Origin of the sequence: Streptomyces sp. NPDC008079, from assembly GCF_042957385.1 — a bacterium.
GTDB lineage: Bacteria > Actinomycetota > Actinomycetes > Streptomycetales > Streptomycetaceae > Actinacidiphila.
In genome coordinates this window covers 1,493,511-1,514,830 of record NZ_JBIBIC010000001.1, presented here as the reverse complement: position 1 = coordinate 1,514,830, position 21,320 = coordinate 1,493,511, and the positions used below count along the sequence as shown (strand labels likewise).

The following is a 21,320-nucleotide window of genomic DNA, read 5'->3' as shown; positions in this document are numbered from 1 at the left end:
CACCCGTTGTCCCACGGACGCCACAAGGACAGAACCATGCGCACACCCTCGCGTACGACGACCCGCACGACTGATATGACCGGCACGACCCGCACGACAACGCGCACGGCAACACGTACGGCCACACGTACGGCCACACGTATGACACCGCCTACGTCACCGCGTACGGCCTCCCGCCCGGCCGCCCTCCTCGGCGCCGCCCTGACCGCCGCCGTCCTCGCGCTCGCGCTCACCTCCTGCGCCGCCGACCGGCACACGGGAGCGCTGGTCACCGGCCCCGCGAGCCCGCGTCCGACCTGCCGCGTGCACCAGGCGACGCTGCCCGACCGCGACTACACGGCGGGCAAGAACAGCGACCCGATGGCCGTACTGTCGATGCTCCGCTACTACACGGCCCAGCACGCGCTGCCCTATTGCGACGGAAAACCGGCCAGCCGTCAGGACGACGCCTGGGACACCCTCTACGGCGACCTCACCCGGCGCTGAGCGCGCCACCGGCCCCCGACTCCGCCCATGACCCCGGCGGACGGCCGACGGGCGCCACGTCAGGGCGCCCGCACATCCGTACGTCCGTACCCCCTTTCCAGGTGGCCATCGGGCGGAGCGGCCATACCTGAGGACCGGGGCCACGAACTCCCCTTGGTCCGCACGGCACCCGGTTCAGCACCGGGCGCTGAGGAGGTGAGCCGAATGCCGGACGCAGGTCCGACGCGTCTCCCGTCGCCGCCGGAGGCGGAGTGCTGGGAGAGCGACGGCCTCGAACAGCACATGCTGGCGGCGGGACGCGGCGACCAGGAGGCGTTCACCGCGCTGTACACGCTGCTCTTTCCCATGGTCAGGTCGCTGGTCCAGCGGCGGGTGCGGCTGCGCGCCGAAGCCGAGGACATCGCCCAGGACGTCATGGCCGAGGTGTGGGCGAAGGCGTCGCTGTACCGGCCGGAGCAGGGGAGCGTACGCGGCTGGGTCGTCACCATCGCGCACCGCCGTGCCGTCGACTGGATCCGGCGCAACGCCGTACTGCTGCGCAGTGAGGACCTGGCGGCCCGCAGGACGCGGCTGCCGCCCGGCGACAACGTCCTGGACATCGTCGAGCGGCGCATGAGGCAGGCGGCGGTGCGGCGCGGGGTGAGCGTGCTGACCGATCTGCAACGGGAGGCGATCCACCTGGCGTTCTACGCCGAGCGCAGCCACCAGGAGGTCGCGGAGACGCTCGGCATCCCGCTGGGCACGGCCAAGTCCCGTGTCCGCAGCGCCCTGACGCGTCTGCGCCGTGACCTCGGTCTCGACCTGGACCTGAACCTGAACCTGAACCTGGATCTGAACCTCGACCTGGACCGCAAGTGACGGCGCGGGACGACGGACACGGGACGACGGAGACGGAACGACGGACACGGGACGACGGGGGCGGGACGACGGGGGCGGGACGGCGAGGGCGGAGGGGCGTTACGGGCGGCGGGCCGCGTTCCACTCGCGGTAGACCGCCCACGCGTCCCCGACCGGGCCCAGGTGGCCGAGCTTGTCGGGGTTGCTGACGGAGTTGATCATCTGGATCCGGCCGTCGAGCACGTCCAGCGTCCACACGTTGAGCACCTTGCGGTCGCGGTCGCGGAAGATCATGCCGGGCTGGCCGTTGATCTCGTGGGACTCGACGGTCACGTCGATGCGGAAGAACCAGGGGAAGGTGGTGGCGAGCAGGCGCGTCACGTTCTCGACGCCGCTGATGGCGCGGGCGAACTGCGGGGTCTTGCCGCCGCCGTCGCCGACGACCTGGACGTCCGCGGCGAGCACGTCGCGCAGGGCCTCGACGTCGCCCTCGCGCAGCGCGTCGAAGAACCGTCCCGCCAGCCTCTCCCGCTCCCGCCGGTCGGCCTCGAAGCGCGGGCGGCCCTCGTCCATGTGCCGCCTGGCGCGTACCGCGAGCTGACGGCAGGCGGCCTCGGAGCGGCCGACGGCGGAGGCGACCTCGGGGAAGCCGAAACCGAAGACCTCGCGCAGCACGAAGACGGCGCGCTCCAGCGGGCTGAGCCGCTCCAGCAGCAACAGGGCGGCCGTCGAGACGGAGTCGGCCAGTTCCGCCGAGCGCGCGGGGTCGTCGTAGGGGTCGGCGAGCAGCGGCTCCGGCAGCCACTCCCCCACGTACTCCTCGCGCCGGAAGCGGGCGGAGCGCAGCACGTCGATGGAGACGCGGGTGACGGCGGCCGACAGGTACGCCTTGGGCGAGGCGGGCGAGGTCCCGGCGGCCTCGTAGCGCAGCCAGGTGTCCTGGACCGCGTCCTCCGCCTCGCTCACGCTGCCCAGGATCCGGTACGCGATCGAGAACAGCAGCGGCCGCAGGTCCTCGAACTCCCCCGCCCGCGCCGCACCGGACCGTGCCCCGTCAGACCGTGCCGAACCCTGCCCCTGCCGCGCATCCGCCCGCGTCACTTCAGCCCCTTCTCGAACCCCTCGCGCCACGACGAGTAGCGCGGCTCCCAGCCCAGTTCCCGCCGGGCCTTGGCATTGGAGAAGCCGCGGCCCTCGGTCATCATCGTCACCGCCACCTCCCCGGCCAGCAAACGGGCCAGCCACGCGGGCACCCGCATCGGCCGTTTCGCGCCCGCACACCGGGCCAGATACGGCAGCCACTCGGCGGCCGGCGCCGGTTCGTCGTCGACGACGTTGAACAGGCCGGTCGCGCGCCGCTCGACGGCCAGGGCGGTGGCGCTCGCCGCGTCGTCCAGGTGGATCCACGAGGTGTGGCCCGCGCCGGCGCCGACGAGCGGGAGCTGCCGCTTGCGCAGGAGTTCGACCATGTCGTCGGTGACGCCGGGGCCGTAGAAACTGCCGTAGCGCATGACCGCGCCGCCGAAGTCCGCCACCACGTCCTCGACGTGCCGGATCGCCCGCATCCCCGCCTGCGCCGCCGTCCCCTCCATCAGGTCGAGCGGGTCCTGTTCCGTCTTGACCCAGCCGCCCTCGCGGACGCCGTTCCAGGAGGCGTAGCCCTGGGCGACGACGTGGCGCACGCCGGTCGCCTGGGCCGCCGCCAGCAGGTGGTCGGTGCCTTCGGTGCGGAGCCGGATGGTGGGGGCGAACCAGCGGTCCATGTGCTTGAGGTCGGGCTTGCCCGCGTGTGCGGTGGCGATCGCCGTCATCTGGTGCACGATGACGTCCGGCCGCGCCGTGGCCACCGCCTCGCCGACCGACGCCGCGTCCAGGCCGTCCATCACGACGCCGTCGGCGCCCAGCGCCTTCAGCGAGACCAGTTTGGCCGCGCTCGTCGTGGTGGCCGTCACCTGGTGGCCCCCGTCCACGAGCAGCGGCACCAGCCGCCGCCCCAGTACCCCGCTCCCGCCCGCCACGAACACCCGCATGACCGCCACCGTCCTCGCGTTCCGGTCGTCCCCGGCTCATCGCGGGGCTCTCCCTCACGGGACGGGACAGCGCGGGCGCCTGTGACACGCGAGGGACGGTGCGGGTGTGCGAGGTGTGCGGGGGAATGTCAGTGCGGCTTGATAGGGATCTTGATAGGGATGGGGCATGACTGAGCGTGTGACGATCCATGACGTCGCTCGAGGGCTGCCGTCGATCGCGGGGCTGCGGGATGTGTGCCGGGCGTCGGCCGCGTTGGAGATCGTGCGGTATCCGGGGGCGGGGGAGGTTCGGGGGGACGGCCGGGGGGAGCTGGAGCGGATCGGCTACCCGGTCGCGCGCTGACGGGGGGCGGGGACATGGCACGCAGGGGCGGGCGCAAGGCGCCGCCGTCGCCGTTGGCGCAGCGGGACGGCGTGGACCCGGTGCGGCTGCGGCTACCCGGCGGGGGCGGGGAGCCGCAGACGGTGGCGGCGTATCTGCTGGAGCGGTACGCGGGGGCGGTGGGCGCGGAGCGCGTCGGGGCGATGCTGGCCGAGGGGCGTTTCGTGACCGCGGACGGCGGTCCGGTGACGGCGGGGACGGCGTACGAGGCGGGCGCGTACGTATGGTTCCACCGCGATGTGGCACCGGAGACGGCCGTGCCGTTCGAGGTGAGGGTGGTGTACCGCGACGAGCGGATCGTGGTGGCGGACAAGCCGCACTTCCTGGCGACGACCCCGCGCGGGCGGCACGTCACGGACACCGCCCTGGCGCGGCTGCGGCGCGACTGCGGGCTGCCCGAACTGTCGCCCGCGCACCGGCTCGACCGGCTGACGGCGGGCCTGGTGCTGTTCGTGGTCCGCCCCGGGGACCGGGGCGCGTACCAGACGCTCTTCCGGGACCGGCGGGTGCGCAAGGAGTACGAGGCGGTCGCCGCGTACGACCCGCGGGTGGAGCTGCCCAGGACGGTACGGAGCCGGATCGTGAAGGAGCGCGGGCGGATCGCGGCGTGGGAGGAGCCGGGGCCGCCGAACGCGGAGAGCCGGGTCGAACTGCTGGAGCGGCGCGGTGCGCGGGGCCGCTACCGGCTGCTGCCCGCGACGGGCCGTACCCACCAGTTGCGGCTGCACATGAGCGCGCTCGGCCTGCCGCTGCTGTACGACCCGGTGTATCCGCGGGTGCTGCCGGAGCCCGAATCGGAGGGCGGCCGGGAGGACTTCACCCGGCCGCTGCAACTGCTCGCGCGGGCGCTGGAATTCACCGATCCGGTGACCGGACGGGCGCTGCGGTTCGACAGCGCACGGGAGCTGGCGGCGTGGCGCGAGGCCCTGTGACCGGTCGGCCACGCTCCGGTGGGCTGGTTGCGGGGCCGCGGGGAAGTACGGGATGGTTGCTGGACGGCAACGGTCTTCTGGTCGCCGTACGCAACTGTCCCCTAGTCGATGAGGTGAGGGATTCGCTCAGCGGATCCTGAATGTGTGGTTGGTTCCGTCACGACGGCAGCCGGTGCGGACGCACCGGTGAGCGTTTCGAGGAGCGACACTCCGTACCCCCTGCTGGCGCCCTACCCGGTGCTCGTGGTCGAGGCCGACGGCAGGCTGATACTCGCGAACGAGGCGGCGGGGATTCTGCTGCCGGGGGCCGGGAAAGGGGTGGCGCTCGCGGATGTGGCGCCACCGTGGCTGTCGCGGGCACACGAAACGCTGCGCGCGCCGACGGAGGATTCCCCGGGCCCGGACGGGGCCGCGACGGCTGACGTGGACGGGGACGTGGCCGCTGACGTGGACGGGGACGTGGCCGCTCACGTGGACGGGGACGTGGCCGCTCACGTGGACGGGGACGTGGCCGCGACCGCTGACGTCGACGTGGCCTGGGGCGCGGTCGGCGGGCGCACCTTCGAGGCGCATCCGACGGTGCTGGCCGACGGAAGCGCCGTGTGGTGGCTGGTCGAGGACACCGACCGGCGGCTGGCGCGCGAGGCGTTGCGCATGGAACGCGAGCGCACCGAATTCCTCAGCCGTTCGTCCAACCTGCTGCTCTCCTCGCTCAACCTGGACCGGTGCATGGACGTCACCGCGCAGATGGCCGCCGAGCACCTGGCCGACGCCGCCATGGTCATCGCCCCGTCGCGGGCGAACCGGCTGCCGGTGGTCTCCTGTGTGCGCGGCGGCAGCCCCTCGCAGTCGCACCTGGGCGTCGATCCGGACGAAGTGCCGGGGCTCGGCGAGGCGTTGCGCGGCTTCCCGCCGGTGCCCTCGCGCTGGCTCGACCCGGCGACGGCCCCCTCCTGGCTGGTGCCCGAGGGCTTCGGGCCGGTCGGTTCGATAGTGATCACCCCGCTGCCGGGGCACGGGGTGTCGGCGGGCGCCCTCGTCCTGCTGCGGCGCTCGGAGACCGACGCCTTCACCGAACGCGAAGAGGTCTTCGCCCGGCTGTTCGCCGCGCGCGCGGGCGCCGCCATGTCGGCGGCCCGGCTGTACGCGGAGCAGTCGGCGATCACCGACGTCCTGATGCGGGAACTGCTGCCGCCGTCGCTGCACCAGGTCGGCGGGGTGGACTTCGCCGGCGGCTACCGGCCCTCGCAGGACCACGAGCGGATCGGCGGGGACTTCTACGACGTGCACCCGTCGGTGACCGAGGGCGAGGCGTCGCTGGCGGTGCTGGGCGATGTGTGCGGCAAGGGCCTCGAGGCGGCCGTGCTGACCGGCAAGATCCGCAACACCCTGCACGCGCTGCTGCCCATGGCCGACGACCACCAGCGGATGCTCAGCCTGCTGAACACGGCGCTGCTGAACTCCCACCACACCCGCTTCGCGACGCTGATCCTGGCCTCCGCGCTCCGCGACGGGCACCAGGTGCGGCTGCGGCTGACCAGCGCGGGGCACCTCGCGCCGCTGATCGTGCGGGCCGACGGCGAGGTGGAGCAGGCCGACACCAAGGGCACCCTGGTCGGCGCGATCCCCGACGCCGTCTCCCGGACGGTCACGCTGTCCCTGGCGCCCGGTGAGACCTGCGTGCTGTACACGGACGGGATCACCGAGGCGCGCGGCGGCCCCCTGGGCGGCGCGCTGTTCGGCGAGAAGCGGCTGCGGCGCGTGCTGTCGGAGTGCGCGGGCATGCCCGCGGAAGGAATCGTGGAGCGGGTCCAGATGCTCGCCGCCGAATGGGTCGGCACGGGGCGTCACGACGACATGGCCGTCGTCGTGATCTCCGCGCCCCGGACGCACCACCTGAGTGCGGTGAACGGCCGTACTCGGGGCAGGTACACAGCGTGAGCACCGACACCGAGCCGACCGCACCCTCGTCGCACTCCGCGTCCTCGCCGCCCGCCCCGCCGTCCGGAGCCCGCTCCGGACCTGATCAGGGGCTCGGGCGGCGCGTGACGGAGCTGTGGGAGGCCGTCGCGCACGGCGACGAGCACGCGGCGGCCGGTGTGGTGCTCGGCGCGCTGGACACGGGGGTGGACGCGGAGAGCGTGCTGCTCGACCTCATCGCGCCCGTGCAGGGCAAGGTGGGCGAGGAGTGGGCGGCCAACCGGCTGAGCGTCGCCGAGGAGCACGCCGCCACCGCGATCAACGACCGGGCGGTGGCGGCGCTGTCCCTGCACCCGGCCGCCCGTACCGAACCCTGGCGGGGCAGGATCACGGTGGCCTGCGTCGAGGGCGAGTGGCACGCGCTGCCCGCCCGGATCCTGGCCGAGGTGCTGAAGCTGCGCGGCTGGCGCGTCGACTTCCTCGGCGCCCAGGTGCCCACCCCGCACCTCATCACCCACCTGCACCGCACCGCGTGCGACGCGGTGGCGCTCTCCAGTTCGCTGGCCACCCGGCTGCCGACCGCGCACGCGGCGATCACCGCCTGCCAGGCCGTCGGGGTGCCGGTCCTCGTCGGCGGCGCCGCCTTCGGCCCGGACGGCCGGCACGCGCGGCTGCTGGGCGCCGACGCCTGGGCCCCCGACGCGCGTACGGCCGCGGAGCGCCTCGCGCGCGGCCCGCTGCCGCGCCCGCAGCCCGAGCACCAGCCGATAGACGATCTGCCGCACCTGGCCGACCAGGAGTACACGATGGTCGCGCGCGCCCGTACGGCCCTGGTGCGGACCGTCTTCGGCGGGCTGGAGGCCGCCTTCCCCGCGATGCGCGCGTACAGCGAGCTCCAGCGCGAGCACACCGCGCAAGACCTCGCGCACATCGTGGACTTCCTCACCATCGCCCTCTACACGGGCGACGAGGACCTCTTCGCGGACTTCCTCACCTGGACAGCGGGGATTCTCGCCGCCCGCGGCGTTCCCGCGCACAGCCTGCCGCCCGCGCTGCGGATCCTGTCCGACGAGCTGAAGGACTTCCCGCGCGCGGTCCGGATACTCCGGCTCGGCACCGACTGTCTGACCTCGTCCGCACTCACCACCGCCAGGACCACCGCATGACCACGATTCCCCCGAGCCATCTGCGGCTGACGGCCGTCGACACCGAGACGACCGTGCGGATCGAACTGCACGGCGACCTCGACTACGACAACGCCGACCGGCTGCTGGCCGTCGTGAGCGACAAGATCGCCGACAATCCGCGCCTGGCGGACCTGCACCTGCACTGCGCCGGGCTCGGCAGCACGGACTCCAGCGGGCTCTCGGCCCTGCTGATGATCCGCCGCCGCACCGACGAGGCCGGTGTCCGGCTCCACCTGGACGACCGGTCCCCCGCGCTGGAGCGGCTGCTGACGATCACCGGCACGCTCGCCCATCTGACGGCGCTCCCCGCGACCGGGGCCGGTGCGGCGGAGCCGTCCGCCGCCGAGCAGGCCGCCCCTTCCACGGGCCAGGACCCGCGGGCCTGAGACCCGCGCGGGCCGGGCATGCTCTGTGGCGGCTTTGCGGGCCGTGCGGGCTGTACGGGCTGTACGGGCTCAGGACGTCATCGAGGCCGCCGGGGTGAGCACGGCGAAGAACGCGCCCTCGGGGTCGGTCAGCAGGGCGAGGCGGCCGACGCCCGCCATGTCGGTGGGGGGCAGGAGGGCCGTGCCGCCGCCCTCGGTGGCCCTGGCGACGACGGCGTCGCAGTCGTCGACGCCGAAGTAGGGCTGCCAATAGGCCGTACCGGCGGGGAGCAGGTCGGGGCCGAGCTGGAGGATGCCGCCGTGCGAGCCGTCCTGGCCGCCGCCGGAGCGGGACACCACGGTGTAGACGTCGGCGGACGCGTCGCCGGGCAGCGGCATGTCCTCGTAGTCCCAGGCCAGGACCGCGGCGTAGAAGTCCTTGGCGCGCTGGGCCCGCGGTGTGTACAGCTCCGTCCAGCACAGGCCCCAGGGGCCGACGTGGTCCAGGCCCTTGTTGGTGCCGGGCTGCCAGACGCCGAATTCGCCGCCGGTCGGGTCGGTGTAGGAGGCGAGGCGGCCCTGGTCGAAGACGTCCATCGGCGGCACCCGTACGGTGCCGCCGTTCTCCTCGACGGCCGCCGTGGTGGCGTCGGCGTCGGCGGTCTCGAAGTAGACCGTCCAGGCCGGGTGGGCGCCGGTGTCCTGGAGCGGGCCCAGCGCGGCGACCGTCGCGCCGTCCCGCACGAAGGTGCCGTACCCGCCGGACGCGGGGCCGCCCGGTTCGAATTCCCAGCCGAAGAGCGAGCCGTAGTACGCGGCGGCGGCCGTGGTGTCGCGGCTGCCCAGGTCGATCCAGTCGGGCGCGCCGGGCACGTAGTCGTTGGTGAGCATGGGTGCCTTCCTCCTGGAGCTGTCGTGCGGTGACCGGGCGGATCGGAGCCGTCCGGGCGGATCGGAGGCGTCGGGCGGGTCAGGGGTGCCGGGCGGATCGCAGGCGCGGGGCGGATCGGGTGGGTGCCGGGCGGATCGGGTGGGTGCCGGGCTTTTTGTCCGATTGGGACGCAGTGTCCTCTCTCACACCCAGCATGGCAGCCGGTCCCGACAATCGCCGTTCGTGCGCAGGTCACCGCCTTGGCGGGTGAAACGGAAGGCGCCGGGCCGCATCGACACGGTCACGCGCGGTGTTTAACGGATTCGGGATTGTCAGTGCCGCCGTCTACTGTGGTTCACATGTACGGGGGAAGTCTCGATCAAGCGAACGCGGCCCTGCGCGCTTATGTGCAGGAGCACGGCGACCGGCCTTGGACGGCCGAAGAGCTCACGGAGCTGGCGCGGCTGCGCGCCGAGTGGACCGCCGCCGCGCGGGGTACCCAGATGCCGATACGCCCGGTCCAGGGCCCGGCCGTCGGCCCGGTGAGCGGCGCGGCGGTCGTCACCGCCGCGTAACGCTCACCGTCGGACACACGAGGCGCGACGCGCCACGAGCGGTCCGCGAACATTCCGCGAACACCCCGCGATCAGCGAGCGGGCCCCGGCACATCAGTGATCCGGCTTCGGCCGTCAGACCCGCGCCACGGCGTGCGGGGGGCGGAGCGTGTCCGCGCCGGGGGTGGGCTCCGACGGGTCGCCACCGACCGTGATGATCCGGTTGTCGGCGTCCACATGGACGACGGCCGGGCGCAGCGCCCTGGCCTCGGCGTCCTCGACCTGCGCGTAGCTGATCAGGATGACCAGGTCTCCGGGGTGCACGAGGTGGGCGGCGGCGCCGTTGATGCCGATGACACCGGAGCCGCGCTCGCCCTCGATGACATAGGTCTCCAGCCGGGCGCCGTTGGTGATGTCGACGATGTGGACGAGTTCGCCGGGCAGCAGGTCCGCGGCGTCCATCAGATCGGCGTCGACGGTCACGGAGCCCACATAGTGCAGATCCGCCTGGGTCACGGTGGCCCGGTGGATCTTCGACTTGAACATGGTGCGCAGCACGCTGCCGCCTCCTGGTGAAAGAGCTGGTCGCGTCCCTGCCACGGGTACGCGCCGACGCGTCCAGCCTAGGCGAGCGCGCGGCGCGCCGGGAGCGGCGGGGCGCCCGGAGTGCCGAAGATCTCAGCTTCGTGGAATACCCCTAGGGGGTATATGGTTGTTCCCGGCGGACGGAGAAGCACGTCCGCACAAAGCAGGCACGCACGCACGTATCGAGGAGAACACCATGAGCGAGGCCGTCTACTCCGTGTCCGGGATGAGCTGCGGTCACTGCGAGTCCGCGATCACCAAGGAGGTCACCGCGATTCCCGGTGTCACCTCCGTCAAGGCGGTCGCCTCGACCGGTCTGCTGACCGTCGCGTCCGAGCAGCCGGTGGACGACGAGTCGGTACGCGCCGCCGTGGACGAGGCGGGTTACGAACTGGTCGGCCGCGCCTGACCGGCGCTTCGCGGCCCTCATGGCGGGGGCCGGGGGCAGGGGCCGGACGGCGGGAAAGGTACGACGGGGACACGAGGGGAGCGGGAGTGGCCATGACCACGGCGGCGAAGGACGGCGGGACGGCGGCGGCCGAGCAGGCGGTCGAGCTGGAGATCGGCGGCATGACGTGCGCGTCCTGCGCCGCGCGGATCGAGAAGAAGCTCAACCGGATGGACGGCGTCAGCGCCACCGTCAACTACGCGACCGAGAAGGCCAAGGTGGCGTACGCCGAGGGAGTCGCGGTCGGCGATCTCATCGCGACCGTCGAGGCCACCGGGTACACCGCCGCGCTCCCCCCGCCCCCGCTCGCGCCCCCGGCCGACGCCGACGGGACCGCCGCCGGCCCGGTGCGCGACCCCGAATCGACCTCCCTGCGGGAGCGGTTGATCACCGCCGTCGTCCTCGCCGTGCCGGTCGTCGCGCTGTCGATGGTCCCGGCGCTCCAGTTCGACAACTGGCAGTGGCTGGCGCTGACGCTCGCCTCACCGGTCGTGGTCTACGCGGGCTGGCCCTTCCACCGCGCCGCCTGGACGAATCTGCGGCACGGCGCCGCCACCATGGACACCCTGGTGTCGGTCGGCACCCTCGCCGCGTACGGCTGGTCCCTGTGGGCGCTGTTCTTCGGCGACGCGGGCATGTCCGGCATGAAGGACTCCTTCGACCTCACCGTCTCGCGCGGCGGCGGCAGCGGCCACATCTATCTGGAGGCGGCGGCCGGGGTCACCGCGTTCATCCTGGCCGGGCGGTACTTCGAGGCCCGCGCCAAGCGGAAGGCGGGGGCGGCGCTGCGCGCGCTGCTCGAACTGGGCGCCAGGGACGTCGCGGTGCTCCGCGACGGGCGGGAAGTGCGCGTCCCCGTCGGCGAGTTGGCGGTCGGCGACCGCTTCGTCGTACGCCCCGGCGAGAAGATCGCCACCGACGGCGTCGTCCGCGACGGGGGCTCCGCCGTCGACGCGTCGATGCTCACCGGGGAGTCCGTACCGGTCGAGGTCAGGCCCGGCTCGCGGGTCACCGGCGCCACCGTCAACGCGGGCGGGCGCATCGTCGTCGAGGCCGAGCGGATCGGCGCCGACACCCAACTCGCCCGTATGGCACGGCTGGTGGAGGACGCGCAGAACGGCAAGGCCGCCGCGCAGCGGCTCGCCGACCGGATCTCGGCCGTCTTCGTGCCCGTGGTGATCGTGCTGGCGCTCGGCACGCTCGCCTTCTGGCTGCTGACCGGAGAGGGCGCGACCGCCGCCTTCACCGCGGCCGTCTCCGTCCTCATCATCGCCTGCCCGTGCGCGCTCGGGCTCGCCACGCCGACCGCGCTCATGGTCGGCACCGGGCGCGGCGCGCAACTCGGCATCCTCATCAAGGGGCCCGAGGTGCTGGAGTCGACGCGGGCCGTCGACACGGTCGTGCTGGACAAGACCGGGACGGTCACGACCGGGTCGATGACGCTGACCGGGGTGCGTGTGTCGGGAGCCGAGGAGGCCGACGTCCTGCGGCTGGCGGGCGCGCTGGAGGACGCCTCCGAGCACCCGATCGCGCGGGCCGTCGCCGCCGGGGCGCGCGAGGCGGCCGGTGAACTGCCGCCGGTCACGGACTTCGAGAACGTCCCCGGCCTCGGTGTGCGCGGTGTCGTCGAGGGCCACGAGGTGCTGGTCGGCCGCGAGCGGCTGCTGAGCGGGCGCGGGCTCGTCCTGCCCGCCGACCTCGCCGAGGCCAAGGCGGCGGCCGAGGCGCACGGCGGCACGGCGGTCGTCGTGGGCTTGGACGGGCGGGCGCGGGCCGTGCTCGTCGTCGCCGACGCCGTCAAGCCGACGAGCGCGGAGGCCGTACGGCGGCTGCGGGCGCTCGGCCTGCGGCCGATGCTGCTCACCGGGGACAACGCGGCCGTCGCGGCGGCCGTCGCCGCCGAGGTCGGCATCGACGCGGCCGACGTCTTCGCGGACGTCCTCCCCGAGGACAAGGTCGCCGTCGTCCGGCGCCTCCAGGCCGAGGGGCGCAGCGTCGCCATGGTCGGCGACGGTGTGAACGACGCCGCCGCGCTCGCCCAGGCCGACCTCGGGCTCGCCATGGGCACCGGCACCGACGCCGCCATCGAGGCCGGGGACCTCACCCTGGTCCGCGGTGACCTGCGCGTGGCCGCCGACGCCATCCGCCTCGCGCGGCGCACGCTCGGCACCATCAAGTCCAATCTCTTCTGGGCCTTCGGCTACAACGTCGCCGCTCTGCCGCTGGCGGCGGCGGGGCTGCTCAACCCGATGATCGCGGGCGCGGCCATGGCCTTCTCCTCCGTCTTCGTCGTGGCCAACAGCCTGCGCCTGCGCGGCTTCCGGCCGCTGAGCCGGTAGTGACGGCGGGGCGTGTGAGCATGAGGTCATGAGCGGAACGCGGCGGCGACAGGTCGGGAACGAGGAGCGGCGGGGGCGGCTGGCGCGGCGGCAGCTCCGGGCCGTGGGCACCTGCGAGGAGGTCGCCGACGCGCTCGTGGCGCTGCACGCGACCGATCCGGCGACGGTGTTCCTGACGGTGGCGGCGCGGCTGCGCGAGCCGGGCGACGGCGTCGGGGCGCTGGAGGAGGCGCTGTACGGGGAGACCGGGTCGCTGGTGCGGATGCTGGCGATGCGGCGCACGATGTTCGTCGTGGGCCGGGCGGCGGCGCCGGGGGTGTACGCGGCGGCCGGGCGGCAGATCGCGGCGAAGGAGCGCAAGGGGCTGCTGGCGTTCCTGGCGGAGGGCGGCGGCTGGGACGAGGCGTGGCTGGAAGGCGTCGAGGCGCGGGTGCGCGCGGCGCTCGACGCGCACGGCGAGACCAGCGGCGCGGGGCTGTCGAAGCTGGTGCCCGAGCTGCGCGAGCAGGTGCTGGTGGCGGCGGGCAAGCCGTACGAGGCGCGGCAGAACGTGGCGAGCCGGATCATCAGGACGATGGCCGCCGAGGGCCGGATCGAGCGGCGCAGGCCGGCCGGGTCGTGGACGAGCAGCCAGTTCCGGTGGGCGAACGCCGAGCCGCTGCCCGACGTGCCGGTGGCCGAGGCGCGCGCCGGGGTGGTGAAGGCGTGGCTGGGGGCGTACGGGCCGGGGACGGCGGCCGATCTGAAGTGGTGGACGGGCTGGTCGCTGACGGAGGTGCGCAAGGCGCTCGCGGCGGTCGGCGCCGAGGAAGTGCTGCTGGACGGGGACGCCGTCGGCCACGTACTGCCCGGTGACGCCGGGCCGTCGGCGGACGCGCCGCCGCCCGCCGCGACGCTGCTGCCCGCGCTGGACCCGACGCCCATGGGGTGGCAGGAGCGCGACTGGTTCCTGCCGCGCGAGCACCGCGCGTCCCTCTTCGACCGCTCGGGCAACGTCGGGCCCACCGTGTGGTGGGGCGGCGAGGTGATCGGCGGCTGGGCACACCGCGCGGACGGCACTGTCGCCTGGCGGCTGCTGGCCGACCGGGGCGCGCGGGCGGCGGACGCGGTCGAGGCGGCGGCGGAGCGTCTCACCGCTTTTCTCGCGGGCGGCGGTGTGACGGTCACACCGCGATTCCGCACCCCTTTGGAGCGCGAACTGTCCGCGTGACCCGGCCGGGACCCGCGCACCGGGCCGGGCCCCGCGCACTCGGCCGGGACCCGCGCACCCGCTGGACTCGGTAGGCCGCGCTTACGCGCGGCGCGGCCGTATAAACCTCGCTTTCCGGACAGAATCCGGAGCGTGCATCTCCCCTCACGCCTCTCGCGTGTCACCCGCGCCGTGGCCCGCGCCGTGTGGGCGTACATCCGCAGCGCCCCCGGCACGTACATCTGGCTGGCGATCCTGTTCTTCACCACGGTCGCGATCCACCGGATGGCGCCCGCCACGGTGGACGACTTCCTGCGGCTGCGGTCGACGAACATCCGCAATCTGTCGAGCCAGCCGGTCCGCGCCCTGGTGCGCAGCGCGCTGTGGACCGACGGCGGCGGATGGCTGCCGTACGTGCTGCTCTACACGGTCTTCCACGCCACCGCCGAGCGCTGGCTGGGCACCTGGCGGTGGCTCGCGGTCGTGCTGATCGGGCACGTCGCGGCGACGTACATCAGTGAGGGCGTGCTGCTGTGGGCGATCCGGCACGGGCACGCGCCGCAGTCGGCCGCCGAGACCCTCGACGTGGGCGTCAGTTACGGGCTGGCGGCGGTCGAGGCGGTGCTGACCTGGGCGGTCACGATGCCCTGGCGGTACCTGTACGGCGCCTGCGTGCTGCTCTTCTACGGGCTCGCACTGGGCGAGGGCCGCACCTTCACCGACGTCGGGCACTTCACGTCGGTGCTGCTCGGCCTGGCCTGCTACCCGCTGACACGCGGACGGCCGGGTCGGATCGACCCGGCCGCCGCGTACCGGAGCCTGCGCGGTGCCGCCCGCGGGCGGCTCGGGGTCAGCCGACCCGGGTGAGCTTCGTGCCGAACGACGGCTCGCTCAGGTCGGACTGGAGGACGACCGGCACCGTGGTGCGGGCCGAGCCGGTGCCGAAGCCGATCGTGCCCACCTCGGCGCCGGACGTCGCGGTGTGCGGCAGCCCGTCCTTGAGGGGGGTCAGCGACAGCGTCGTCCTCAGGCCCGGCCAGCCGACGGCCTTCAAGTCCTTGCTCGCCACGACCGGCGTGTGACCGCCGAGCCCGTCGTCCACATAGCCGACGACCTCGCCCTTCTTCACTATCGTCGACGACGTCAGGCCGCCCTGCACGGAGTTGATCAGCTTCTGCGAGTTGACCAGCGCCGCCTGGAGGCTGTCGTAGACGGTCGTGCCGCCGCGCTGCTGGAGGACGACGCCGAGGATCAACTGATCCTTGCCGTCGACCTTCTTGTTCGCCGCCCACATCAGGGCGCCGCCCGCGGGGGTGCTCGAACCGGTCTTGATGCCGATCACACCCACGTTGACCAGGTCGTTGTTGTTGTTGTAGATCGTGCCGACGCCGGGGATGTCGATGTTCGGCTGCGCGACGACCGACCGGAACACGTCGTTCTTCATGACCTCGCGGGCCAGCTTCAACTGGTCGACGGCGGTGCTCCGCGTGGTCTCCTCGAAGCCGCTCGCGCCGGTGTACGTGGTGTTGGTCATGCCGAGGTCGGCGGCGGCCTTCGTCATCTTCGTGACGAACGCCTCCTGGGTGCCGGAGTCCCAACGCGCCAGCAGGCGGGCGATGTTGTTGCCCGAGGGGATCAGCAGCAGTTGCAGCATCTGCCGCTCGGTGAACTGCTGGCCCTTCTTGACCTGCGCGGTCGACTCGTCGCTCGAACTCGCCTCGTCGGCCGCCTGCGCGTCCACGGGGATCGTCGGACCGGTCTGCTTACCCGTCAGCGGGTGGTCGCGCAGGATCAGATACGCGGTCATCACCTTGGTGACGCTCGCGATCGGCACCGGGGTCTGCGCGCCGTGCACGCCGAGCGAGCCCAGGCCCTCGACCTCGGCCACCGACTGGCCCTGCGACGGCCACGGCATGGACTGCGGCAGCGGCGTGCCGTCGAAGGTGTACGACGAGGCCGCGGTCAGCGCCATCGACGGAGCCGACAGCGGGCGCAGCGCCTGCACCACGACGAACACGATCGCCAGCAGCACCACCAGCGGGGTCCAGATCTTGAACCGGCGCGCGACCGTCCGCAGCACCGTCTGGCGCGGCGGCGGGGTGTTCGTCAGCTCCGCGAGCAGCTTCAGCGGCGCCTCGGGCTCCGGCGGCACGGGCATCGACCGCGTCCCGTCGGGCCCGGCGGCCGCGCCGTCCGGCGAGGCCGCCGTGGGGGTGCCGATCGCGGACGGGCTCCCGGCGTACGGGGGCAGCGGCGCGCCCCCGGCGGGCTTCGGCGGGGCGGACGGCTGCCCGATCGGGCCCGCGGCCGGACTCTCCGAGGGCTTCACGGGGCCCGTACGCGGCTTGGCGGACGCCGGGGGCGGCTGGGGCGCCTCATAGGGCGCGGAGGCGCCAGAGGGCGCGTTACGGGCTCCTGAGACGCCTTCCGCGCCCTGCGCCGCCGGGCGCTCGGCGGGGAGATCGGACACAAGCGGGCGCAGGACGGAGGCGCTCCGGGCGCCGGGGCCCTTGGGAGCGTTGTCCTCGGAGGCGCTTTCGGGGGCGTCCTGCGAGATGTTCTCGGAGGTGTTCCTGGACGCGGAGCTGTCGCCGTCCTCGGGCGCGGAGCTGTCGGAGTCCTCTGGAGCGGCGTCCTCGGCGTCACCGGCAGAGGGCGCGGCGTCCGCCACGTCGTCGGCGGCGTCGGTCGAGGTCGCCGGGGCGGCGTCCTCGGGGTCCGCGGGGTCCGCGTCCTCGGATTCCTGGCCGTCACCGGAGGCCGGGGCCGCGTCCGATACGTCGCCCGGTACGTCGTCGGCGTCGGCCTGTACGTCGTCGGGGTCGGCCTCGGTCACGGCCTCGGCGCCGTTCACGCCGTCCGCGCCCTCGGCGTCGTCCACGCCGTCCCCGTCGGCGCCCTCAGCCGTACCGTCACCGGCCGCACCACCGCCGGCGGTGGCGCCGGCGCCCAGCAGGCCCCCGCGCCCCCCGACGCGCAGCACGGCGGTGTGCTCGTCGCGCTCCGCCGCGGGCGGCCCGGCCGGCGCGGAGTCTTCCGCTTCCGGACCCGTTTCGGAGTCCGGCCCGTCCTCGGAGGCTTCCCCGGCGGCGGAATCCGGGTCCTGGAGGTCACGATTCGGTTCCGCTTCCGGAGGCAGGACCTCCGGGGTGCGGGGCGCGGGCGGCGTCGTGGACGTAGCCGCGTCGGAGGATTCGTCTACGGCCGCTACGCCGTCCGGCGTATTCGCCGTGGAGGCGGCGGAGGAGGCGGCGGCCGGGTGGGGGCGTGCGCCGGAGCCCGCGGAGTCCGCCGATTCGGGGGGCGCGGAGGGGACGGCTCCGACCGCGGCGCCCGCGTGCTCCTCCCGTACGCCCTCCGCCACGCGTGTCCCGTGCCCCTCGGTGGGCGTCCGGAACACCACCAGCCTCGGATCAGCGGTCGACCGCTCGACCGCCTCCCCCGACGTGCTCTGCCGCTGTTCCCTGCCGGGGGACTCGCCCGCCACGCAGACCTCCTCCACACATCACGAAATGGCCGCACACATCGTGCGGGGGCGGATGCCGAATGGCACCCATACCCCTTCAAAGCTCACACTGGCAGTGTCCCGCCGACAGGCCCGCGACCCGTCCGCGACACCACCGCCCACCCCGTAGACGAGAACGACATACCACCCGGTTCCCGTCGATAAGGCAAAGGCGCTCTCGACAGGCCGGTGTGAGAGGCGTCACCCTGTCATTCATCCACGCGGGGAGGCATGGATGGGCAAGAGCCGCAGAACAATTCCGGAAGAGCTGTTGCTGCTCGCACTGGACCCGACGACCGGGACCACGGCGCAGCCTCAATCGCTCGACCTCGGCCTCGCCGGGGCGCAGCTCGTCGAGCTGGCCCTGGCCGGACGGATAGCCCCTGACGGGGATCGTATAGCCGTGGTGCACCCACGGCCGACTGGAGATCCGACCCTGGACTCCGCTCTCGAACTGCTGCGGCGACGCGGCAGTCCGGTGCGGGCCGTCCACTGGATCGGCGGACCCCGCCTCGGGCTCCGCCAGACGTATCTCGCGCACCTGGAGCGGTGCGGCATGGTGCACGCCGTGCCCGGCCAGATGTGCGGGGTGCTGCCGACGACGCGGTACCAGGCGTCCGACAGCGCGGTCAGCCGGGAGATCCGTACCCGGCTGGACAGTGCGATCCGTACCGGCGTGCCGCCGGACCCGCGGACCGCCGCGCTCGCCGCGCTCGCCCACGCCGTGGGACTCGGCAAGCACCTCTACCCGGGCAACGAGGGCCGGTCGTCGCGATCGCGCCTGCGTGACCTGATCAGGTACGACCCGATGGGCGGCCTCGTCGCGCATGCCGTGATGGATGTGCAGAACGGCGTGGCGGCGCAGCCGAAGCGGCCAGCCGCTCCGGCACCGCGAGCGGCGGGGCACAGCACCATGGCCCGCGCCGGCGCCCGTTGAGTCGGCGTGCGACAGCGAGTGGACACAGGCAGCACAGGCAGCACGGTCAGTACGTTCGGCACGCTCAGTACGTTCAGCACGTGAGAGCGCGTGCGCAGGTGAGCACGTAGCGCTCGGCAACCCCCTCATCAGGGACGGCTGCGGCGCCCGTCGGCAGGGACGGGGCACCGCAATCCGCGACCATCGCGCCGTCCTCAGCGACCCGTTCCGGGAGCCGCTGTGACGCGCGGGGCGGCGGGACTCGGAACACGTTCCGGGATTCGTCGCACCGCGCGTCGCCGTATACACCCCCGTGTACCACCGCGTACACGCCCCTGCCGGGTTACCCTCATTCGCCAGCGCGCCGATGACCGCAAGTGGCAGGCTGCTGACCATCAGTAGGTTCAGCGTGGAGGTGCACGTCCAGTGGTCGCCAACGTCAATCCCACCGTCAGGCGCCGCCGGCTGGGTTCGGAACTGCGCAAGTTGCGGGAGCAGAAGGGCATGACGGCCGAGGAGGTCGCCGCCCGGCTCCTGGTGTCGCAGTCGAAGATCAGCCGGTTGGAGAACGGGCGCCGGAGCATCAGCCAGCGCGATGTGCGCGACCTGTGCGGTGTGTACGGCGTCGAGGACGTGCGGATCGTCGACTCGCTGATGCAGATGGCCAAGGAGTCGCGCCAGCAGGGCTGGTGGCATGCCTTCGGCGACATCCCGTACAGCGTGTACATCGGCCTGGAGACCGAGGCGGCCAGTCTGCGGGTCTTCGAACCCCAGGTGGTGCCTGGCCTGTTGCAGACCCCGGAGTACGCCGCCGCGATGATCGCGGGCAATCTGCCGGAGGCCACTCCCGAACAGGTCGACAAGCGCGTCAGCGTGAGAATGCGCCGGCAGGAGCGGATCACCGACCGGGACGGGCCGCTGCGGATGTGGGCCGTGGTGGACGAGGCGGCGCTGTGCCGCAAGGTCGGCGACGAGCACGTGATGCGTGACCAGCTTCTGCATTTGGTGGATTTGAGCCATCTGCCGCATGTGACCGTGCAGGTGCTGCCGTTCGAGGCGGGCGCGCACCCCGGTCTGAGCGGGCAGTTCGCGGTACTGGAGTTCACCGACGCGACCGATGCCACGGTGGTCTATCTCGAAGGCGTCAACAGCGACCTGTACTTGGAGAAGGACACCGATGTGCAGGCGTACAGCGTGATGTACGAGCATCTGCGGGCCCAGGCGCTCAGCGCCGAACAGACCCGGCAGTTCATCACCGAAGCGGCGGAACGATACACCCGCTGAAGTGCGGGCGATACGGTACACCCCCGCTCACTCCCATTGGAAGAGTTACTGGGAATATGCCATCCACTTGGGTGAAGTGGCTCACCGGTCCGTGATGTTGGCTAGTAGCGTCGAGCGCGTAGTCAGGCAATGGCGTACCTCGCCGCCGCCATCAGCACAGACCGGAGCAGAGATGGCAATCAAGCTGGGCAGTACTCCCGCGTGGATGAAGTCCTCGCGGTCCACCGGAAATGGCGCCTGTGTCGAAGTGAAGTCCCCGGCCGTCGAGTCGGTCGTGGTCCGCGACTCCAAGGACCCGCAGGGTCCGGTCCTCAGCTTTTCCCCTGAGGCGTGGACCGCGTTCGTCACGGACGTCGACCGAGGCGCCTTCACGATCAACTAGTACAGCGCGCGCACCTTCAGCAGTACCGCAGAAGAGCCCTCTCGTCTGGCCGCCGTCCTAGCCGAGGGGGCTCACTGCTGTCCTGATGTTCCGGGCCCGGTGATCAACGCGGCAAACGGGGTGATCAACGCGGCGGACCGGGTGATCAACCCAGCGGACCGGGTGATCACGTCAGCGGATCAACGGAGTTGATCGACGTAGGTGTCCGTGCCGGGAATGGTCGGAATGAAGGGAGCGATGAATTCCACTTTCGCCGAGCGCCCCACCGAGTCGGTCCGGCCGGCGATCTCGGCGGCGTGACCGGCGAAATGCTCTTCCCACCCCTCGCGTGGATCTTGTTGCAGGAACCACAGGAGAGTGAGCCGGGTTTCGACGCCTTCGACCTGTTTCACATAAGACATCCGGTCGAGCGGCAGCGCAGTGGGCGTGAAGATCACCACCATCGCCGCCGGTGATCCGGCGAGCTTCTTCGGCAGGTGGCGGGCCCGCAGCCATTCCAGCAATTCGTCCCGGCCTTCCGCGGATTCCGCTTCCAGCACTTCGAGGACGAGTCCGCGGTACGGGTGGTCGAGCGCGTGGATGTCGCGCGGACCGGCGGCGCCGTCCCGGTAGACGCTCGCGGCGCGGTCCTGGAAGGCGGTGAAGACGTGGGTGCGGTCGTGGTAGACGCGGGCGTCGCGATTGAGCCGCTTGTTGATGCCGACCGTCCACCGCATGTGCGCGTCGTAGCGGCCCGCGGTGATCCAGTACAGCGACAGGTAGCAGCCCGCGGTGACCGGCCGCGCGACCGCGGAGTCCGCCGGGTACCGCAGGTCCAGCAGCGGCCGCGTGGCCACCCAGCGGCGCCCGGCGTACAGCCAGGGCATCGCCATCGCACCGGCGATGAAGTGGTCGTCCTCGTACCACCGGTTGTACGCGTATTCGTGCCCGGCGTGCGGCTCGACCATGGTGATCAGCGCGTGCCCGACGTCGACGCCGTACGGTCCGACGGCCGCGAGCCGTCCGTACGCCTCGACGTCCGTTCCGCCGTCCGGGCCCGTTCTCACGTCCTCAGCCATGAATCTGACGCTACGTCAGCTCCGGGGAGAAGTGAAGGTGCCCGGATGCT

At 72.8% G+C, this 21,320-nt stretch carries 21 protein-coding genes; 15 read left to right on the top strand and 6 right to left on the bottom strand.

All coding sequences use genetic code 11. The features are described from left to right. Nucleotides 1-141 precede the first annotated feature (141 nt). Complete coding sequence (locus tag ACFZAM_RS06675; RefSeq protein ID WP_391043302.1) at nt 142-486, top strand: hypothetical protein; 345 nt, start codon at nt 142-144, stop codon at nt 484-486. A gap of 204 nt (nt 487-690) precedes the next feature. Further along, a complete protein-coding gene (locus ACFZAM_RS06670) occupies nt 691-1,344 on the top strand; it encodes a sigma-70 family RNA polymerase sigma factor (protein WP_391043299.1) in 654 nt (217 codons plus the stop codon). A 99-nt stretch (nt 1,345-1,443) separates the two neighbouring features. Here the strand turns inward: ACFZAM_RS06670 and ACFZAM_RS06665 are convergent, their stop codons facing one another. Beyond that, nucleotides 1,444-2,424, bottom strand: a complete 981-nt coding sequence (locus ACFZAM_RS06665) for an RNA polymerase sigma-70 factor (RefSeq protein WP_355337766.1) — start codon at nt 2,422-2,424, stop codon at nt 1,444-1,446. Then, the gene (locus tag ACFZAM_RS06660) at nt 2,421-3,353 is read right to left on the bottom strand and encodes an NAD-dependent epimerase/dehydratase family protein (RefSeq protein WP_391043296.1); all 933 of its coding nucleotides are present in this window, start codon (nt 3,351-3,353) and stop codon (nt 2,421-2,423) included. The genes ACFZAM_RS06665 and ACFZAM_RS06660 overlap by 4 nt, the downstream gene beginning before the upstream one ends. Nucleotides 3,354-3,519: 166 nt before the next feature. On the opposite strand from ACFZAM_RS06660, the gene ACFZAM_RS06655 reads away from it, so the two are divergent. The 5 genes from ACFZAM_RS06655 (at nt 3,520) to ACFZAM_RS06635 (ending at nt 8,160) form a co-directional block, all read left to right on the top strand. Continuing rightward, complete coding sequence (locus ACFZAM_RS06655) at nt 3,520-3,696, top strand: hypothetical protein (RefSeq protein WP_391043293.1); 177 nt, start codon at nt 3,520-3,522, stop codon at nt 3,694-3,696. A 14-nt stretch (nt 3,697-3,710) separates the two neighbouring features. Next, nucleotides 3,711-4,667 carry a pseudouridine synthase gene (locus tag ACFZAM_RS06650; RefSeq protein ID WP_391043291.1) on the top strand — a complete coding sequence of 319 codons (957 nt, stop codon included), beginning with the start codon at nt 3,711-3,713 and terminating at the stop codon, nt 4,665-4,667. A gap of 267 nt (nt 4,668-4,934) precedes the next feature. Further along, on the top strand, nt 4,935-6,608 hold the full coding sequence (locus ACFZAM_RS06645) for a SpoIIE family protein phosphatase (RefSeq protein ID WP_391043584.1): 1,674 nt from the start codon (nt 4,935-4,937) through the stop codon (nt 6,606-6,608). Beyond that, nucleotides 6,605-7,753 (top strand): cobalamin-dependent protein, encoded by a 1,149-nt coding sequence (locus ACFZAM_RS06640; protein WP_391043289.1) that lies wholly within the window; start codon nt 6,605-6,607, stop codon nt 7,751-7,753. The genes ACFZAM_RS06645 and ACFZAM_RS06640 overlap by 4 nt, the downstream gene beginning before the upstream one ends. Then, the gene (locus ACFZAM_RS06635; protein WP_355337754.1) at nt 7,750-8,160 is read left to right on the top strand and encodes an STAS domain-containing protein; all 411 of its coding nucleotides are present in this window, start codon (nt 7,750-7,752) and stop codon (nt 8,158-8,160) included. The genes ACFZAM_RS06640 and ACFZAM_RS06635 overlap by 4 nt, the downstream gene beginning before the upstream one ends. Before the next feature lie 69 nt (nt 8,161-8,229). Here the strand turns inward: ACFZAM_RS06635 and ACFZAM_RS06630 are convergent, their stop codons facing one another. Next, nucleotides 8,230-9,030, bottom strand: a complete 801-nt coding sequence (locus tag ACFZAM_RS06630) for a VOC family protein (RefSeq protein WP_355337751.1) — start codon at nt 9,028-9,030, stop codon at nt 8,230-8,232. Between the two features lie 339 nt (nt 9,031-9,369). Between ACFZAM_RS06630 and ACFZAM_RS06625 the strand changes: the two genes are divergently transcribed. Beyond that, nucleotides 9,370-9,585, top strand: a complete 216-nt coding sequence (locus ACFZAM_RS06625; RefSeq protein WP_188279703.1) for a hypothetical protein — start codon at nt 9,370-9,372, stop codon at nt 9,583-9,585. Between the two features lie 114 nt (nt 9,586-9,699). Here ACFZAM_RS06625 and panD read toward each other — a convergent pair whose 3' ends face one another. Next, entirely contained in the window at nt 9,700-10,122 is a 423-nt protein-coding gene (panD, locus tag ACFZAM_RS06620; protein WP_355337748.1) for an aspartate 1-decarboxylase, read from the bottom strand. Between the two features lie 223 nt (nt 10,123-10,345). Between panD and ACFZAM_RS06615 the strand changes: the two genes are divergently transcribed. The 4 genes from ACFZAM_RS06615 to ACFZAM_RS06600 all read left to right on the top strand — a co-directional run bounded on the left by ACFZAM_RS06615 (nt 10,346) and on the right by ACFZAM_RS06600 (nt 14,992). Beyond that, nucleotides 10,346-10,558, top strand: a complete 213-nt coding sequence (locus ACFZAM_RS06615) for a heavy-metal-associated domain-containing protein (RefSeq protein ID WP_188279701.1) — start codon at nt 10,346-10,348, stop codon at nt 10,556-10,558. 92 nt (nt 10,559-10,650) lie between these two features. Next, nucleotides 10,651-12,936 (top strand): heavy metal translocating P-type ATPase, encoded by a 2,286-nt coding sequence (locus ACFZAM_RS06610; RefSeq protein WP_391043282.1) that lies wholly within the window; start codon nt 10,651-10,653, stop codon nt 12,934-12,936. A 28-nt stretch (nt 12,937-12,964) separates the two neighbouring features. Then, nucleotides 12,965-14,146 carry a DNA glycosylase AlkZ-like family protein gene (locus ACFZAM_RS06605; protein WP_391043279.1) on the top strand — a complete coding sequence of 394 codons (1,182 nt, stop codon included), beginning with the start codon at nt 12,965-12,967 and terminating at the stop codon, nt 14,144-14,146. Nucleotides 14,147-14,278: 132 nt separating this feature from the next. Then, the gene (locus ACFZAM_RS06600) at nt 14,279-14,992 is read left to right on the top strand and encodes a rhomboid-like protein (RefSeq protein ID WP_355337739.1); all 714 of its coding nucleotides are present in this window, start codon (nt 14,279-14,281) and stop codon (nt 14,990-14,992) included. Here the strand turns inward: ACFZAM_RS06600 and ACFZAM_RS06595 are convergent. Then, on the bottom strand, nt 14,976-17,612 hold the full coding sequence (locus tag ACFZAM_RS06595) for a D-alanyl-D-alanine carboxypeptidase (RefSeq protein WP_391043275.1): 2,637 nt from the start codon (nt 17,610-17,612) through the stop codon (nt 14,976-14,978). The genes ACFZAM_RS06600 and ACFZAM_RS06595 overlap by 17 nt on opposite strands. A 253-nt stretch (nt 17,613-17,865) precedes the next feature. Here ACFZAM_RS06595 and ACFZAM_RS06590 point away from each other — a divergent pair, with 253 nt between their 5' ends. From ACFZAM_RS06590 to ACFZAM_RS06580, 3 genes are all read left to right on the top strand, one after another. After that, nucleotides 17,866-18,567: a GPP34 family phosphoprotein gene (locus tag ACFZAM_RS06590; protein ID WP_355337733.1), complete on the top strand. Its 702-nt coding sequence runs from the start codon at nt 17,866-17,868 to the stop codon at nt 18,565-18,567. Nucleotides 18,568-18,972: 405 nt separating this feature from the next. Continuing rightward, nucleotides 18,973-19,830 carry a Scr1 family TA system antitoxin-like transcriptional regulator gene (locus ACFZAM_RS06585; RefSeq protein ID WP_391043272.1) on the top strand — a complete coding sequence of 286 codons (858 nt, stop codon included), beginning with the start codon at nt 18,973-18,975 and terminating at the stop codon, nt 19,828-19,830. A 172-nt stretch (nt 19,831-20,002) separates the two neighbouring features. Next, nucleotides 20,003-20,212, top strand: coding sequence for a DUF397 domain-containing protein (locus ACFZAM_RS06580; RefSeq protein ID WP_355337727.1), 210 nt, complete (start codon nt 20,003-20,005; stop codon nt 20,210-20,212). A gap of 179 nt (nt 20,213-20,391) precedes the next feature. On the opposite strand, the gene ACFZAM_RS06575 is transcribed toward ACFZAM_RS06580, so the two are convergent. Next, a complete protein-coding gene (locus ACFZAM_RS06575; RefSeq protein ID WP_391043269.1) occupies nt 20,392-21,270 on the bottom strand; it encodes a hypothetical protein in 879 nt (292 codons plus the stop codon). Between the last annotated feature and the right edge of the window lie 50 nt (nt 21,271-21,320).